The 15,293-nt window shown below is 58.2% G+C and carries 18 protein-coding genes; 3 read left to right on the top strand and 15 right to left on the bottom strand.

What is annotated here, in order from left to right; all coding sequences use genetic code 11:
• On the top strand, window positions 1–679 hold a 679-nt coding region (locus AC2FNU_RS19840), incomplete at its 5' end, for a DUF1045 domain-containing protein (RefSeq protein WP_496791774.1).
• Here AC2FNU_RS19840 and phnN read toward each other — a convergent pair.
• From phnN to phnG, 8 genes are read right to left on the bottom strand one after another with little or no spacing between them, the layout of a single operon-like run.
• Window positions 661–1,209 carry a phosphonate metabolism protein/1,5-bisphosphokinase (PRPP-forming) PhnN gene (phnN, locus tag AC2FNU_RS19835; protein WP_496791773.1) on the bottom strand — a complete coding sequence of 183 codons (549 nt, stop codon included), beginning with the start codon at window positions 1,207–1,209 and terminating at the stop codon, window positions 661–663. The two genes, AC2FNU_RS19840 and phnN, sit on opposite strands and share 19 nt — an antisense overlap.
• A complete protein-coding gene (gene phnL, locus AC2FNU_RS19830; protein WP_496791772.1) occupies window positions 1,206–1,889 on the bottom strand; it encodes a phosphonate C-P lyase system protein PhnL in 684 nt (227 codons plus the stop codon). Before phnL ends, phnN begins: the two co-directional genes overlap by 4 nt.
• A gap of 22 nt (window positions 1,890–1,911) precedes the next feature.
• On the bottom strand, window positions 1,912–2,682 hold the full coding sequence (gene phnK, locus AC2FNU_RS19825) for a phosphonate C-P lyase system protein PhnK (RefSeq protein WP_496791771.1): 771 nt from the start codon (window positions 2,680–2,682) through the stop codon (window positions 1,912–1,914).
• Window positions 2,679–3,539 (bottom strand): alpha-D-ribose 1-methylphosphonate 5-phosphate C-P-lyase PhnJ, encoded by an 861-nt coding sequence (locus AC2FNU_RS19820; RefSeq protein WP_496791770.1) that lies wholly within the window; start codon window positions 3,537–3,539, stop codon window positions 2,679–2,681. Before AC2FNU_RS19820 ends, phnK begins: the two co-directional genes overlap by 4 nt.
• A complete protein-coding gene (locus AC2FNU_RS19815; protein ID WP_496791769.1) occupies window positions 3,536–4,132 on the bottom strand; it encodes an HAD family hydrolase in 597 nt (198 codons plus the stop codon). The genes AC2FNU_RS19820 and AC2FNU_RS19815 overlap by 4 nt, the downstream gene beginning before the upstream one ends.
• Entirely contained in the window at window positions 4,129–5,220 is a 1,092-nt protein-coding gene (locus tag AC2FNU_RS19810; protein ID WP_496791766.1) for a carbon-phosphorus lyase complex subunit, read from the bottom strand. The genes AC2FNU_RS19815 and AC2FNU_RS19810 overlap by 4 nt, the downstream gene beginning before the upstream one ends.
• A gap of 3 nt (window positions 5,221–5,223) precedes the next feature.
• Window positions 5,224–5,799 carry a phosphonate C-P lyase system protein PhnH gene (gene phnH, locus AC2FNU_RS19805; RefSeq protein WP_496791765.1) on the bottom strand — a complete coding sequence of 192 codons (576 nt, stop codon included), beginning with the start codon at window positions 5,797–5,799 and terminating at the stop codon, window positions 5,224–5,226.
• Window positions 5,799–6,257: a phosphonate C-P lyase system protein PhnG gene (phnG, locus tag AC2FNU_RS19800; protein ID WP_496791764.1), complete on the bottom strand. Its 459-nt coding sequence runs from the start codon at window positions 6,255–6,257 to the stop codon at window positions 5,799–5,801. Before phnG ends, phnH begins: the two co-directional genes overlap by 1 nt.
• Window positions 6,258–6,360: 103 nt before the next feature.
• Here phnG and phnF point away from each other — a divergent pair, with 103 nt between their 5' ends.
• Entirely contained in the window at window positions 6,361–7,071 is a 711-nt protein-coding gene (phnF, locus tag AC2FNU_RS19795; protein WP_496791763.1) for a phosphonate metabolism transcriptional regulator PhnF, read from the top strand.
• A 43-nt stretch (window positions 7,072–7,114) separates the two neighbouring features.
• On the opposite strand, the gene AC2FNU_RS19790 is transcribed toward phnF, so the two are convergent.
• The 5 genes from AC2FNU_RS19790 to phnC form a co-directional block, all read right to left on the bottom strand.
• Window positions 7,115–7,729 carry an LbetaH domain-containing protein gene (locus tag AC2FNU_RS19790; RefSeq protein WP_496791762.1) on the bottom strand — a complete coding sequence of 205 codons (615 nt, stop codon included), beginning with the start codon at window positions 7,727–7,729 and terminating at the stop codon, window positions 7,115–7,117.
• 19 nt (window positions 7,730–7,748) lie between these two features.
• On the bottom strand, window positions 7,749–9,116 hold the full coding sequence (phnE, locus tag AC2FNU_RS19785; protein ID WP_496791761.1) for a phosphonate ABC transporter, permease protein PhnE: 1,368 nt from the start codon (window positions 9,114–9,116) through the stop codon (window positions 7,749–7,751).
• Complete coding sequence (gene phnE, locus AC2FNU_RS19780; RefSeq protein WP_496791760.1) at window positions 9,113–9,994, bottom strand: phosphonate ABC transporter, permease protein PhnE; 882 nt, start codon at window positions 9,992–9,994, stop codon at window positions 9,113–9,115. Before phnE (AC2FNU_RS19780) ends, phnE (AC2FNU_RS19785) begins: the two co-directional genes overlap by 4 nt.
• 67 nt (window positions 9,995–10,061) lie before the next feature.
• Window positions 10,062–10,964, bottom strand: a complete 903-nt coding sequence (gene phnD / locus AC2FNU_RS19775; RefSeq protein ID WP_496791759.1) for a phosphonate ABC transporter substrate-binding protein — start codon at window positions 10,962–10,964, stop codon at window positions 10,062–10,064.
• A 66-nt stretch (window positions 10,965–11,030) separates the two neighbouring features.
• The gene (phnC, locus tag AC2FNU_RS19770) at window positions 11,031–11,852 is read right to left on the bottom strand and encodes a phosphonate ABC transporter ATP-binding protein (RefSeq protein ID WP_496791757.1); all 822 of its coding nucleotides are present in this window, start codon (window positions 11,850–11,852) and stop codon (window positions 11,031–11,033) included.
• Window positions 11,853–12,015: 163 nt separating this feature from the next.
• Here phnC and rpe point away from each other — a divergent pair, with 163 nt between their 5' ends.
• Window positions 12,016–12,705 carry a ribulose-phosphate 3-epimerase gene (gene rpe, locus AC2FNU_RS19765; RefSeq protein ID WP_496791755.1) on the top strand — a complete coding sequence of 230 codons (690 nt, stop codon included), beginning with the start codon at window positions 12,016–12,018 and terminating at the stop codon, window positions 12,703–12,705.
• Between the two features lie 458 nt (window positions 12,706–13,163).
• On the opposite strand, the gene AC2FNU_RS19760 is transcribed toward rpe, so the two are convergent.
• Both AC2FNU_RS19760 and AC2FNU_RS19755 read right to left on the bottom strand, forming a co-directional pair.
• Window positions 13,164–14,999 carry an amidohydrolase gene (locus tag AC2FNU_RS19760; RefSeq protein WP_496791753.1) on the bottom strand — a complete coding sequence of 612 codons (1,836 nt, stop codon included), beginning with the start codon at window positions 14,997–14,999 and terminating at the stop codon, window positions 13,164–13,166.
• A 183-nt stretch (window positions 15,000–15,182) separates the two neighbouring features.
• A partial coding sequence (locus AC2FNU_RS19755) for an EF-Tu C-terminal domain-related protein (RefSeq protein ID WP_480428719.1) occupies window positions 15,183–15,293 on the bottom strand: 111 nt, incomplete at its 5' end.

Genomic DNA, 15,293 nt, shown 5'->3' with positions numbered 1-15,293 from the left:
ATTCACGCGATACGCGATCTATTTTGCGCCACCCGCCGACGCGGAGTGGACGAAATTTGCAACCAGCTGGCTGGGTTGGGACATGGAAACCGGATCTTTGGTCGCGCATCCGGTAGTCGGAGACATCGACGTTGCCGCAGTCACGGAAGTGCCACGTAAATACGGGCTGCACGCGACGCTGAAACCCCCCTTCCAACTGCGCGAAGGCCAGACCTTTGACGCCTTGCACGCAGCTTGCGGTTCGCTCGCCTCCAACCAGCCCCCAGTCACGCTGGATGGTCTCGAGATTGCCCGGCTTGGCCGCTTTCTGGCCCTGCGCCCGATGGGTGAGACGCAGGCGTTGAATACCCTGGCCGCCGCGTGTGTTCAGACATTGGACGGTTTTCGTGCGCCAGCAAGCGAGGCTGAACTGGCCCGCCGCCGCGCCGCCGGCCTGACGCTGGAACATGACGCCAATCTGGTTCAGTGGGGCTATCCCTACGTGCTGGATGCCTTTCGCTTTCACATCACGCTCAGCGGCAAGCTGGACAAGCCAACCCTTAAGGCCACTCATGAGGCCCTGCAAACCCATCTGGCCCCGTTGCTGCCGCAGCCCTTCCAGATCACCGATCTGGCGCTGATGGGCGAGGCCGAGGATGGGCGGTTTCACCTGATCCATCGCTACGCGCTTTCCGGTTGAAGTCGCGCGAGTATCTCGGCGACAGTGTCTTCCAGCGCGCCAGAGTTGTCGACTTCGATAACGCGGTTCAATCCGTCCGGTAATGGCGCTTTGGCACGACCCAATCGCCGCGCCTGTTCCGCCGCGCTTTCCCGCCCTCTTGCGAACAGGCGTTGCGCCAGAACGTCGGCCTCAGCCGTCAGCGAGATCACGATCAGGTCTCCAAACACCTCCTGCGCCTGCACCAACACGGCACGAGACAAGTTGACCAAAACAGCGTCAGCATTCTGACGCTGCTGTGTTATCATATTCGGAACACCGTAAAACAGACCATGCGCAGGCCAGCTCAACGCAAAAGCCCCTTCCCGTTCCATCTGCTGAAACGTCGCGACGGAAACCCGGTCGAAATCCTCGCCTCCTTCGCCTTCGGGACGGGTAATCACGCGCCTCAGGCGTTGGATGCCCGGTGCCTGGGCCACCAATGCACCCATTACGCTGTCTTTGCCGACACCCGAAGGGCCGACAACGGCTATGACCGGAGCAAGCGTCATGCAGCCAGCCCCGGTGTAAAGTCCGAGACATTGACCTCGCGGTCACAGACCCGCTCGCGGGCTTCGAGGTCGTGGAAAATCCCCACAATCGCCGCACCTCGATGCTTTGCCTCTTCAATCAGGGACAAAACGGTTTCGCGGTTCTGTGCATCCAGGCTCGCCGTCGGCTCATCCAGTAACATCGCCGGATATTCATGCGCAAAGCCGCGCGCGATGTTCACCCGCTGCTGCTCACCGCCGGAAAAGGTCGTTGGGCTCAGCGTCCACAAACGCTCGGGGATGTTCAGCCGTTTCAGCAATCCGGCCGCCCTGTCCAGCGCAACTTGTTTGTCCGTGCCTACCGCCAAAAGCGGCTCTGCCACAACCTCCAGTGTCGGCACTCGAGGTACAACCCGCAGGAACTGGCTGACATAACCCAACGTATCACGACGCAGTGAAAGGATCTGGCGTGGTTCGGCTTTCGTCACGTCCAGCCCCCCAACCAGCACCTGACCAGAAGCGGCCAGATAGTTGCCATAGATCACCCGCATGAGCGTGGACTTACCTGCACCGGACGCCCCGGTCAGAGCAACACATTCCCCCGGAACGACCTTCAACGACGCGCCTTCCATCACCGGAATCACGGCGCTGCCCTGATTATGAAGGGTGAAGCTCTTGCTCACATCGATCAGTTCAATCATCGCTTCATCTTTTCCCAAATACTCAAACCTGCAATACGCTGGACACCAGAAGCTGCGTGTAGGCATGCTGCGGGTCGTCCAGCACCTGATCGGTCAGCCCGGCCTCGACCACGTGACCGCTTTTCATCACCATCAGCCGGTCCGCCAGCAATCGCACTACGGCCAGATCGTGCGTCACGATGATCGCGCTCAACCCCATTTCGCGCACCAGACCGCGCAACAAATCCAGCAGGCGCGCCTGAACGGAAACGTCCAGACCACCGGTCGGCTCGTCCATGAACACCAGACGTGGGCCTGTCACCAGATTGCGCGCGATTTGCAGACGTTGCTGCATCCCACCCGAAAACGCGCTGGGACGGTCATCCACACGGCCTGCTTCAATCTCGACCCGGCCCAGCCAGTCGATAGCCTTGTTCCGAATGTCGCCATAGTGCCGATCACCGACGGCCATCAGCCGCTCACCAATATTGCCGCCCGCGCTGACAGACATCCGAAGTCCGTCGCGGGCGTGTTGATGCACAAAGGCCCAGTCAGTGCGGCCGAGCATTCGGCGTTCCGGTTCGGACATGGTCACGGTGTCGACCGGCCCGTCCACTCGGGTATCAAAGATCACTTGTCCGGTGTCCGGCTCAAGATGACCTGCCAGACAGTTGAGCAAAGTCGATTTACCCGACCCACTTTCACCGACGATCCCCATCACTTCTCCGGGGTAAAGATCGAAACCTACATCCGTGCATCCGATCCGCGCGCCATATCGCTTTTCGATGCCCTTGACTTGTAACAGGGGGGTCATGCCGCGTTCTCCTCAGCCAGTTGGCCCATATGGCCTGCCTCACGGCGCGACCGGCAATAATCGGTGTCAGAGCAGACAAACATCCGGTTGCCTGCATCATCCATGATGACCTCATCCAAATAGCTGTCCTCGGCACCGCACAGATCGCAAGGATGGTTGGCTTTGGTGGCCTCAAACGAGTAATCCTCGAAATCGAGGCTCACAACCTTGGTATGCGGGGGCACGGCATAGATACGCTGTTCGCGCCCTGCACCGAACAGCTGGATCGCGTCCATCTCAAGCTTTGGGTTGTCAAATTTCGGGATCGGAGACGGGTCCATCACATACCGGCCGGATACTTTGACCGGATAGGCATAAGCGGTTGAGATCGCCCCGTGCTGACTGATGTCCTCGTACAGTTTGACATGCATCAGCCCGTATTCCTCAAGGCTGTGCATCTTGCGCGTCTCGGTCTCACGCGGCTCCAAAAAGCGCAGAGGTTCCGGGATCGGCACCTGATAGACGATGATCTGGTCTTCGCGCAGTTTCGCCTCGGGGATGCGGTGGCGAGTCTGGATGACAGTGGCTTTTTCCGTCTCCTCCGTGGTGGCAACGCCAGCCGTGTTCTCAAAGAACTTGCGGATCGACACGGCGTTGGTGGTGTCGTCTGCGCCCTGATCGATCACCTTGAAGGTATCCTCGGGCGTCAGTGTCGCCGCCGAGACCTGAACGCCACCCGTCCCCCAGCCATACGGCATAGGCATCTCGCGGCTGGCAAAGGGCACCTGATAGCCCGGCACAGCCAGACCTTTCAGAATCGCCCGGCGGATCATCCGTTTGGTTTGTTCGTCCAGATAGGCGAAATTATACTCGCTCATAGCAGGCCTCTTTCAATCAGCGCGCTTTCCAGCGCCTGCGGCGTGGTAAAATGAATTCCGTCCATACCGACGGCGCGCGCGCCGTCGACATTGTGCAGCCCGTCATCGATGAACGTACAGTTTTCAGGCACAAGCCCGGCCCGCTCACACAAGCGATGAAAGATCTCAGGTTGCGGTTTCAACAGCTTTTCCTGACCAGACACGATGGTCACACCAAAGACGTCGCCCAACTCCGGATGGGCACCGACGCCAACCGGCCATGTTTCCGCCGACCAGTTGGTGATCGCATGTACCGGCGTGCCCTGCTCTTTCAATCGATAGAGCAGCTGCCAGGTGCCTTCGATCTTGTGCGGAACGGTCATGGCATAGCGCTCAACATACACGCTCAGACGCTGTTGGTCTTCGACGTCATCCAGTTCTGACGCCAGGTCGGAGAAGGTCTCGCCGCCATCTGCCCGAAGATTACGATCCTGGAAATCGATGCGGGTCAGGAACTCTGCCACGGCCTCGCGGCTGCCCATTTCATCCAACCAAGCCAGATGTGGATCCCATCGGATCAGCACATTTCCGATGTCAAAAACGACGGCCTTCATTCTGCGGCCTCCTTTGGCGTAATGCGCTCTTCGGCCTCGCGACGCAGCTTGCGGACCAGCTCCAACTCAGACTGGAAGTCGACGTAATGCGGCAGTTTGATGTGTTCGAGAAAACCGGTGGCCTGAATGTTGTCGGCGTGGCTCAGGACAAACTCTTCGTCCTGCGCGGGTGCACCCAGATTGTCTTCGCCCAGTTCTTTCCAACGCAGGGCCCGATCGACCAGAGCCATCGCGATGGATTTTCGTTCGGACTGACCAAAGACAAGACCGTATCCGCGCGTGAACTGCGGTGGTTCGGTCTTGGAGCCCGTGAACTGGTTGACCGTCTCACATTCGGTCAGTTCGACCTCGCCGATATCAATGGCGAAACCCAGCTCGGGGATCTCCATTTCCACCGCCACCTTGCCGATGCGCAGTTCGCCAACAAAGGCGTGGTTGCGGGCGTAGCCGCGCTGGGTGGAATAGGCCATGCCCAGTACAAAGCCCTCGTCCCCACGGGTCAGTGATTGCAAGCGCAAGGGACGATTGGATGGAAACTCCATCGGCTCGCGGGTCAGGTCGCCCGGGGTGTGATCGCTGGCGGGTTCATCCTGAATGATGTCCTCACCTTTCAGGAACTCGGTGATATGGGGCGTCGGCTCCTGACGTGCCGCGCCTTCGGGTGCCTTAGGGGCTTCACCATCAGCAGCCAGTTTGAAATCCAGCAAACGGTGGGTGTAGTCGAAGGTCGGACCCAGAACCTGCCCGCCGGGCGCATCTTTGAACGTGGCCGAGATCCGACGATCACACGCCATCTGAGAGGTCTCGACCGGGTTGGAATAGCCAAAGCGCGGCAGAGTCGTACGGTAAGCACGGACCAGAAAGATCGCCTCGATCAGATCGCCACGTGCCTGTTTGATCGCCAGTGCAGCAAGATCGGGGTCAAACAAGGATCCTTCAGCCATGACCCGGTTCACGGCAAGGCTCAGTTGTTCGCGGATCTGTGCAAGGCTCAGCTCCGCCACATCAGTCGCGCCCCGGCGTTCTTCGGCCAACCACGTATGGGCGTTCTCGATGGCTTTTTCGCCCCCTTTGACAGCTACGTACATCGCTTAGCCCTCTGTCCTGATCTGCGTGCTGCGCGGCAGGGCCGCGATCTTGTCACCGCAGGTAAAGAAGAAATCGCACCCCAGCGGATACAGCATCGCATTGCCCTGAAGCGCCGGAATATCCGGCAGAGACAACCGCGCGGTGTCCTTGATCCCGGGGCCGCTCAGAATGGCACCGCTTTGCTCAAGCTGGTCGCATTCTACAATCAGGGTCGCAGACCGATCCGGGTATTCCGGCGTGCCTATGCGATAGGCGTTCAGCGGACCCAACGCCCCCCACGTTCCAACTGCGAAATCTGCCAGGTCCGCAGACACAATCGGCGCGCCCGTGTGGAAGGTCAGCCATTTGCGCACCGCATCGGTATCAGCTTCACCAGCCAAATGAACCTTTGTTTCGGGATCGCACAGCGTCAGCAACAGCGTGCTTGCTGCCATGGACAAAGGCGCAGGGGGTTCACTGCCTGTTAGGGTGCGAATGTCACCCGGGCGCGCCATCACAGTCATGGCAGCGCGGAACGCGTGGGCGGCCTGGACAGGCGCGTTTTGAAAGCCCCCGGAGAACTGTGTTTGCACGGCCATCAGTCTTCCCCCCGGACCAGCGTGAAAAACTCGACCTTGGTGGAGGCTGCTTTGGCAGCGCGCGCGGCTTTGGCCTTCAGCATCTGCGCCTGCAGCGGGTTGATCAGCTTTGCCTTTAACTCATCCGAGGAAGACGTCTGCATCATGGCATCAATCAAAGCTGCGGCTTCCGCCTTGGGCTTGGATCTGCCCTGCACATATCCGTGACCAACCGTGCCATCCTGAAGCACGACCGAACAGCGCGTGACGGTCATTTCGCCCAAGTTGAACGGCGCTCCGGTAGCGCCGGTGCGTCCACGCACCATGACGCCGCCCACTTCGGGGCGGCGCAGCCACTCAAAGCTTGGACGGTCCTGAATGCCATCCCATAGCGCCATCAAAGCATCGTCTGGCGCGCGGGCCAGCAGACCCATCCATTCCTTCCGCGCCTGTGTCGCGATTTCTGTCTGATTTGTCATCAAAGCCTCTTGGCCGGGTTGTCTACATGGACTATACAACTAGACAAATATTACCCTTTAGGCATCCGAGTCGCAATCCGCGATCGTGTGAAGATTTGATGACATGAGCAAAACACCGATCTGGAAAAGCATCGCCCTGCGCCTGACCTCGGACATCGCTGAAGGGCGCTATCAAACCGGAGACCGCCTGCCGACCGAAGCACAATTGGCCGCCACTCATGGCGTCAATCGCCACACTGTGCGGCGCGCGTTGGCAGACATGTCGGAACAAGGTCTGGTCCACGCCAGGCGCGGCGCAGGCGTGTTTGTGGCGGCGCGACCCACGGATTATCCAATAGGCAAAAGGGTGCGATACCACAAAAACATCTCGGCCAGCGGTAAGATGCCGGGCAAGAAAATCCTCGCGCTGACCACACGCGCGGCAGATGAAGCCGAAGCAGAAGCCTTGGGTTTGGACAAAGGTGATCCGGTGCATGTCTATGACGGTCTGTCTTTGGCGGACGGGCAGCCTGTGGCCGTGTTTCAAAGCGTTTTTCCAGCTACGCGTTTTCCCGACCTGTTGCAGACGCTGACCGAAACGCAATCGGTTACAAAAGCTCTGCAAGCCAGTGGAATCGCGGATTACACACGCATCTCGACCCGTCTGACAGCACGCGGGGCAACGGCAACACAAGCCCTGCAGCTTCAACTGTCCGAAGGCGCTCCGGTTCTGTTCTCGGTCGGCGTGAACGCGGACCCAGATGGCCAGCCGGTTGAATATGGGCGAACCGTTTTCGCGGGTGAGCGGGTCACGCTGACCCTGAACGAAGAATAGACCCCTACAGGGGTTTTCGGTTTTTGTATCTGCAAGAACAGGGTTACGCGTGCTTTTCCAAAAACGCTTCGGCACTTAGCGTTCGAAAGTCGGGCAAAGCCGCGCGAAGCTTGGCGTTGTCCCAGTCCCACCACGCAAGCTGTTCCATTCGGTCTGCGACGCCCTCAGGGAACCTGTTGCGCAACACCTGCGCCGTGACACCTGCAACAATCGTATAGGCCGGGACGTCTTTGGTCACCACTGCTCCCGAAGCAACCACGGCACCATTGCCGATCGTGACCTCGGGCTTGATGATCGCAGCGTGTCCGATCCAGGTGTCATGCCCGATCCGGGCGGTGCGACTGGCGCGATGAGCGAACCAATCCGCATCATCTTCGGCATCGTCCCAATAGTCGGCGGAACGATAGTGAAAATGATGCAGCGATGCCTTGTCCATCGGGTGATCTGTCGCTCCGATACGAGTGAAGCTTGCAATATTTGCGAACTTTCCGATCTCGGCATTGGCAATATCGCAGGTCCGGTCACAATAGGAATAATCGCCCCAAACCGAGTTCGCCACTCGGCTGCCAGCACCAATCTCAACATATGCGCCAAAGCTGCTGTTGGTGATCTGACAACCGGTGTGAATAAACGGTTGATCCGCGCGCAGTCGTGCCATTGAGTGTCCCACCCTCAGCTCAGGGTAACAAGAATGCTTTGCGCGCAGCGTCACGCGGTTTGCGTTTTTTGCCCGTTTCGCCCTGGATCAATCGTTTGCGCAGCCAGCCCGAGAACCAGTCCATCAACATGACCATCAGGATGATCAGGATGATGTAGTAGGCGACTTCTTCCCAATCCTTTTGCGTGATGATCGCCTGCGTCAGCAAAAGACCAATACCACCCCCTGTGATCGCACCTATGACCGTCGCGCTGCGGGTGTTGGATTCCAGAAAATACAGCAGCTGGCTCAACAAAACGGGCGTGACTTGCGGAATGACCCCAAAGCGATACCGCTGAGGGGCATTTGCGCCTGTGGACTGAACGCCCTCTATCTGCTTCTGGTCCACATTCTCCAACGCTTCCGAGAAGATCTTGCCGAATGTCCCGGTGTCGGTCACCAGTATGGCCAGCGCGCCTGTCAAAGGTCCGGGACCAAAGGCGCGGGCCAGAACGACAGTCCAGATCAAGGCGTCCACGCCGCGCACAAAGTCGAAAACACGACGCGTTGCAAAGCGGATGGATTTCACGGGGTTGAAGTTGCGCGTTGCAAGGAAGGCCAGTGGCAATGCCACCATGGCTGCGCCCAGCGTGCCCAGAAACGCCATCAGGATCGTCTCGAAGATCGCCCAGGCCACGTCCTGATGCCGCCACATCTTGTTGGTCCAGAAGCCATTAAAAATTGCACCCGCCTCACCCGACGCCGCGCGTCCAGCCAGTTCGGGGAACGACTTGCCATAATAGGGGCTGTCGAGCGTGAACCAGAACAGCTCCCACCCGTTGAAATAGCGAAACACTTCCGACCGATTGCGTGTGACGGTCAAACGGCCAGCATCCGTCTTGATTGCCAAGCGGTTCTTGGAAACGTTGATCCACTCTGGCACGTCACCTGCAGGCAACTCCGCCTGTACGCCCGCCGACCGGCTGGGTGTTGCCCGAACAGTTCCATAACCGGGGATGTCATACTCGACCGTTTCCGGCCCGAACCGCACCACATGACCGTCTTCCAGATCGATCACGGTTGTCTCGCCCAGCGCCACCCAGTCCGGAGCCTGACCTTCTGGGTATGCGCCCTTGCGCTCGCCCTCAATCGCGGCCGAAACCTCGCCGGTGCGGTTGTCACGCTCGATATGCGTCTTGTAGCTATAGCTGTCGGACACAAGCGTCTTGCCGTTTTCCCAATTCGCGCGCGCCGCAAGCCCCGGAACGTCAAACGCGAAGAAGACGTAGACCAGGTAAGCCAGCACCAATGTAGGCAGCCCGAAATTGACCAGTCTTTTACGGCTGAACAGACGATCCGCTTCAGCTTTCAGCTCATCGACGGTCAGATTGGTTGCGAAGGTGCTCATACTGAGGCTCCTTTTTCCGCCCCATGAGTCAGACGGTCGCGTAGGACACCGGACAGCTGATCTACGACGACGATTGTTACGAAAAGCAAAAGGAAAATGGCCGCGGCCTCATCGTACCGGCCCTGTCCCCAGGACATGGCGTTGCGCAGCTCATAGCCCAGACCGCCGGCACCAACAAAACCCAGGATGGCCGAGGCGCGAATATTGATTTCGAACCGCAACAACGCGTAGCTGACATAATTCGGTCCGACCTGCGGGATCACGCCCAGATACATGCGTTGCGACCAGTTCGCACCCACCGAATGCAAGCCCTCGACCGGCTTGAGCGAGGCGTTTTCGTTGACCTCGGAAAACAACTTACCCAGTGCGCCCGCTGTGTGAATGGCAATCGCAATCATCGCCGGCACCGGACCACCGCCCAAAATGAATATCAGTACAAGTGCGATGACAATCTCGGGGACGGCACGGCACACATCTGAAATTCGGCGAAATAAAGGGATCAAGGCAGGCCAAAGCGCCATGCCACGCGTCGACATCAGGGCCAGAAACGTGCCTGCTATCGCGCCGATCAAGGTGGAAGCGGCGGCGATATTCAGTGTTTCGATCAGTGCGGGGAAAAACTTAGCCAGGTTTTCCGGCAGCGCGCCGATTTTTTCCCACGCTTCGGACAGAACCTCAGCGGGGTAGTCGAAAATACGCGTCCAGCCATCGCGGAAGCTGCCAGCGTTGCGGTCGTCAGCAACACGAAAGCTCGAGGCCATAACGGCGACGAACAGGATCAGGAGGATACCACCATAGACCCTTTTGCGGCGCGTCATCGCCGTATAGTCATCGCGGATCTGGTCGACGGTCGGGGACCCAGCGGTCAGGTCTGTCATGGAAGGCTCCTGGGTGGAAAAACGGGGCCCGGATTTCCACCGGACCCCGATCATTGGGTATGCAGGCTTAGTTGGACTTCAGCTTGCGTGCTTCGATGATGATTTCGTAAGCATCATGCGTGATCGGCTCGAACGCTTTCGCTTCACCTGCGGCAACGCCGTAGAAGCAATCACGGTCTTTCTCGTGCAGGCCAGCCATCAGGGCTGTCATCTTTTCTTTGACGTCCGCAGGCAGCGCGGTGCGCAGAACAACCGGACCTTCCGGGATCGGCTTGGATTTCCAGATTTCAACCATGTCGTTCATGTCGACCAGACCGGCATCAACTGCCCGGCGCAGCGCGCCCGAGTTGTATCCGTCTTCCCAGTTGCCCAGACCATCGGCCCAGGTCACGCCACCATCAACGTCACCATTGTTGACTGCCACGATGGTCTGCTCGTGACCGCCAGTGAATTTCACTTCGCCAAAGTAGTCGCCCGAGTCCATGGTGGCACCAGTGGCCTGCGGAATTTCGATGGACGGGATCAGGTAGCCCGAGGTCGAGTTCGGGTCGCCAAAACCAAAGGTCTTGCCTTTCATGTCGTCCAGCGAGGTGATGCCGCTGTCCTTGCGGGCAAATCCAATCGAGTAATACCCGTAACCACCGTCGACGTTCACCTTTACCAGAACCGGCTCAACCGCTTCGGGATCGCTCAGGTAGGTTTTGGCGTAACCCGACGCGCCCAACCATGCCATGTCGATGGTGCCGCCCAGCAGGCCCTGAATCACACCGTTGTAATCGGCAGGCGCAAACAGTTTGGTCTCAACGCCCAGCGTTTCTTCGGTATATTCACGCAGGCATTCGTTGTTGTTCAGGCGATCCTGAGCGTTCTCGCCGCCCAGAATTCCGATACGGAACTCGCTGATGTCCTGTGCCATGGCCGGTGCGGCCAACGCAGTTGTCGCCGCAAAGGCAGCAATCAGTTTTTTCATCTGTCTCTCTCCAGTTTGATTGCCCCGGCCTTTCATCGGGCCGGGCGATGAAAGGGGGTTGGTGGCTCAGATAGTTGCTTCCGCTTCCATCAGGGCCTTCTGGGTGGCGTCCAGAGTTTCGATCTCGGTCGATGTCGCCTCTTCCGAGAAGCTGGCATCGGCGCCATAGATTTCGCGGGCAACGCCGGTCGTCAGTTGTTCCGGTAGCCCGTCAAAGACGATGCGCCCGTCGCGCATTCCGACCACGCGATCACAATAACGGCGGGCAGTGTCCAGCGTGTGCAGGTTGGCGATGACGGTGCGGCCATCCTCTTCATGGATACGGCGCAGCGCCTGCATCACCACCTGAGCGTTCATCGGGTCAAGCGACGCGATGGGCTCGTCCGCCAGAATGATCTTGGGGTCTTGCATCAAGGCGCGCGCGATAGCGACGCGCTGTTGCTGGCCGCCCGACAGGGCCTCTGCGCGTTTGGGCGCGTGCTCTGCGATCCCCAGACGATCAAGTATGTCGATTGCACGATGGATGTCTTCCATCGGAAACAGGTTGAACATGGTCGCCAGGGTCGAATGACGGTTCAGCGTGCCATGCAGAACGTTCGACACAACATCCATGCGCGGCACCAGATTGAACTGCTGAAAGATCATGGCGCAATCAGCTTGCCAGGCGCGCTTTTCGCGGCCCTTCAGTTGGGTCACGTCACGACCTTCAAACAGGATCTGACCATCGCTGGAATCTGTCAGCCGGTTGATCATCCGCAGCAGGGTCGACTTGCCTGCACCCGACCGCCCGATGATCCCGATCATGCAAGGCTTGTCTACGTCCAGCGTCGCAGCGTCCACAGCAACGTTGTCGCCAAAGCGTTTGGTCAGTTTCTTGATCTGCAGCACGTGCCACCCCCAGATGATGTTGGCGGTCAGCTACAGATGCCGTTCAACGGATATGTGTCAGCGTGGTGAAAGTTTTGTAACGGACCAGCCGTTGCGGGGGCTATCCATCCCCCTGCCCCGCAGGTATACGCTTCGGCGACTCTTTTTCTGATACGAGGCCACAATGAGCTTTGACCGCACCATCAAGATCGCTCCATCGATCCTGTCCGCCGATTTCGCCAATTTCGGAGCAGAGATTCAGGCCATCGAGGCACAAGGCGCGGATTGGGTCCATGTGGATGTCATGGATGGTCATTTCGTTCCGAACCTGACCTTTGGCCCACCCGCCGTCAAAGCCTTTCGCCCGCACGTGAAAACCGTGATGGATGTGCACCTGATGATCACCCCGGTTGATCCCTATATTCAGGCGTATGCCGATGCCGGAGCGGACATCCTGACCGCACATGTCGAGGCTGGCCCTCACACACATCGCACCCTTCAGGCAATCCGCGCCGCAGGTATGAAAGCAGGCGTCGCCCTGAACCCCGGAACACCGGCAGAAGCGGTCGAGCACCTGCTGGATCTTACCGATCTGGTTTGCGTGATGACGGTGAACCCCGGATTCGGGGGTCAGAAGTTCATCGACATGACGGGCAAGGTGCGTAAGCTGCGCCAGATGATTGGTGACCGCCCGGTACACATCGAAATCGACGGTGGTGTTGATCCAAAAACCGCTCCGCTGGTCGCGGCGGCTGGTGCCGATGTTTTGGTGGCCGGTTCAGCCGTCTTCAAAGGTGGATCGGTGGACCAACCTGACGTGTATGGTGACAACATCCGTGCTGTACGTGCAGCAGCAGAGTCAGCTTTGTCGTAGTTTAGAGACTCACGTTACCGGCCAGTGGCTCAGCTCCTTACCGACTGTGAACGGAGCCCTTCACAAAAAGGGCTCCTCTCCGTCAATCTGCCCGGGCCGAACGACCCGATACGCCGTTGACCCCTGACGCTTGAAACGTCCCACCAAAGTCTTCGGCGTTGGGGCCATAAAACACTCCGTAAGCTTCGCCATCTGTCCCTGGCCCGGAAATCGTCGCGGTAAACCCAAAAGAAACCTATTGGGGGTCGCGATTACGCATCGAAAATAACAACCTGTTCATTGGAAACAGGTTTTCCCCGTTTGGTTTGGTTGAGTATGGCAGAACGGATTCCGACATCCCGGCCTACAGATTTACTGAGACCAATTTTGAACTCGGGCCAGAACGACGATTCTGACAAAGCAACGTCGTTTCGTTCGTCTTTTACCGACACCCAACACCTCGGGTGACTTCGTGCTGTTCACTCAAGCTCATTTCCTACAAGCCACGGGTCTTCGACTTTCATGCCCTGATAAACCGCATGCAAAAAAAGATGGGCAATCACCGGGTCGTTTGAAAACGGCGAAAACTGCAGATTGCCCTCGCGGACACCTTCCTCCGCTTCATAAACGACCTCGTCGCCCTTTACAGTTACAAGCACTTCAAGCTCTGCCAGCGTTTCGGGGTCGACCGCTGTGGGATCATCCGACAGGATCACAAAATCCGCTACTTTTCCAACTTCGATAGAGCCCTTTTCATTTTCTTCGAAATGCTGCCAGGCGGGCCAAATTGTCATAGCTTTCAGGGCCGTCATGACGTCCACCCTCTGATGCGGTCCCAAAATGTCGCCCGACCGTGTGCGGCGGGTGACGGTCGCGGCAAGCACACGCATACTGTCGGGGAATGCGACCGGGGCGTCGTGATGTGTGCCGAACATCATGCCACGTTCACGCAGCCATCCCGTAGGCGAGATGTTGTCAGCATTGACCGGCCCAACCGTATGGTCCCGGTGCCAATCGCCCCAATAGAATGTGTGCATCGGGAACAGCGAAGGAAACACGCCAAGCCGTTTGAAACTGGCAACCTGATCCTCTCTTAGAAACTGGCCGTGAATCAGAACAGGGCGATTGCCCGGGTCACCGTATTTGATCTGCGCCTCTTCAAGGGCCGCAATCAACATGTCAGATGCCCCTTCGCCGTTGGAATGCACGAGGATCTGGAAGCCGTTCTCGTAACACCAGTTCACCGCGTCCTGAAGCTGCTCCATTGTAATGGCGGCATAACCGGCATACCCGGCGGCATAGTTTCCAACCGGATTGTAATAGGGTCGATCCCGCAACGCCGTGAAACCTTGCGGGGATCCGTCGATTGTCAGCTTGCAGCCGCCGACCCGAACGCGGTTACCATAATCCACCGAGGTATTTTCTTCGATATAGTCCCTCGACTCCAGCACATCTGGAAAAGCAACCACATCGATGGGCAGACCATCTTCGGCAGCAACTTTCTTGAGAACCTCGACAATCTCTCCCGAAGATCGGCCTTCTTGTCCGGTCGTATATCCAAACTTTGCCCAAAGTTCAGTTCCGGCTTTCGCAAAGGCCGCCAAGCCCTCCTCGCCTAGATTTCCAAGTATGGGAACGAGCACTGAAAAGAACGCGTATTCTTCCAGAACACCATTGGGTTCTCCGGCTTCGTCGCGCTGTATGACCCCGCCGGGAGGGGCCTCTGAAGCGGCGGTGATGCCTGCCAACTCAAGAGCTTTAGAATTCGCGACCCCCAGATGACCGGATTGATGAATGATGATCACAGGCAAATCCTCAGACACCATGTCCAGATCTTGCCGTGTCGGGTGACGCAGTTCCTTCAGTTGCGCATTATCATAGCCAAAGCCGATGATCATCTTCACCTGCTCAACGGCTTCCGCGTTCTCAGCGGCCCAGTTGGACAGTGTCGATTGCAGGCTCGCAATATCAACGACGTCCCCATCCGGCGGCGCGAGGAGGTTGGCAGACAAAGCCTGCAACCCACCCATGACAACATGTCCGTGGCTGTCCACAAAGCCCGGCAACATCGCGCGTCCGTTAAGATTGAAGGTTTCCGTTCCATCACCTTGATGCGCGGATAGATCAGATAGCGATCCGACGGCCAGAATGCGCCCGTCTTTGACTGCGACCGCTTCGGCAGAGGGTCCTTCGTCATTCATCGTGACAATTGGACCGCCGAGATAGATGCGATCCGCGATTTCTTGGGACGACGCCGAAGAAGACGAAAACGCGATTGCTGCGATAAGACAGAATGACCGAGCCGATACGTGCATCTTATGACCTCTTTCGAATTGCAATGTCTCAATATGAAAGAGGTTAGCATTTTGGCGAACGTTTCCGAAAAAGAAAAAGGCCGCCCCTGTGTGGGACGGCCTTCTTTAGTTCTTTACCGAGTTGCTCCCGGCAGATTTTCCTGAGGAAAATCGCCTGCCGCAACCAGGCGCGACAAGCGCGCCTTACTCGATGATTTTCGACACAACGCCGGCGCCGACGGTGCGGCCGCCTTCGCGGATGGCGAAGCGCAGGCCGTTTTCCATCGCGATCGGCGCGATCAGCTCAACGCCGAA

It is taken from the genome of Ruegeria sp. BHSB064 (assembly GCF_059613205.1).
Note: the sequence above shows the minus strand (reverse complement) of the source record. Positions and strands in the feature narration are given on the sequence as shown.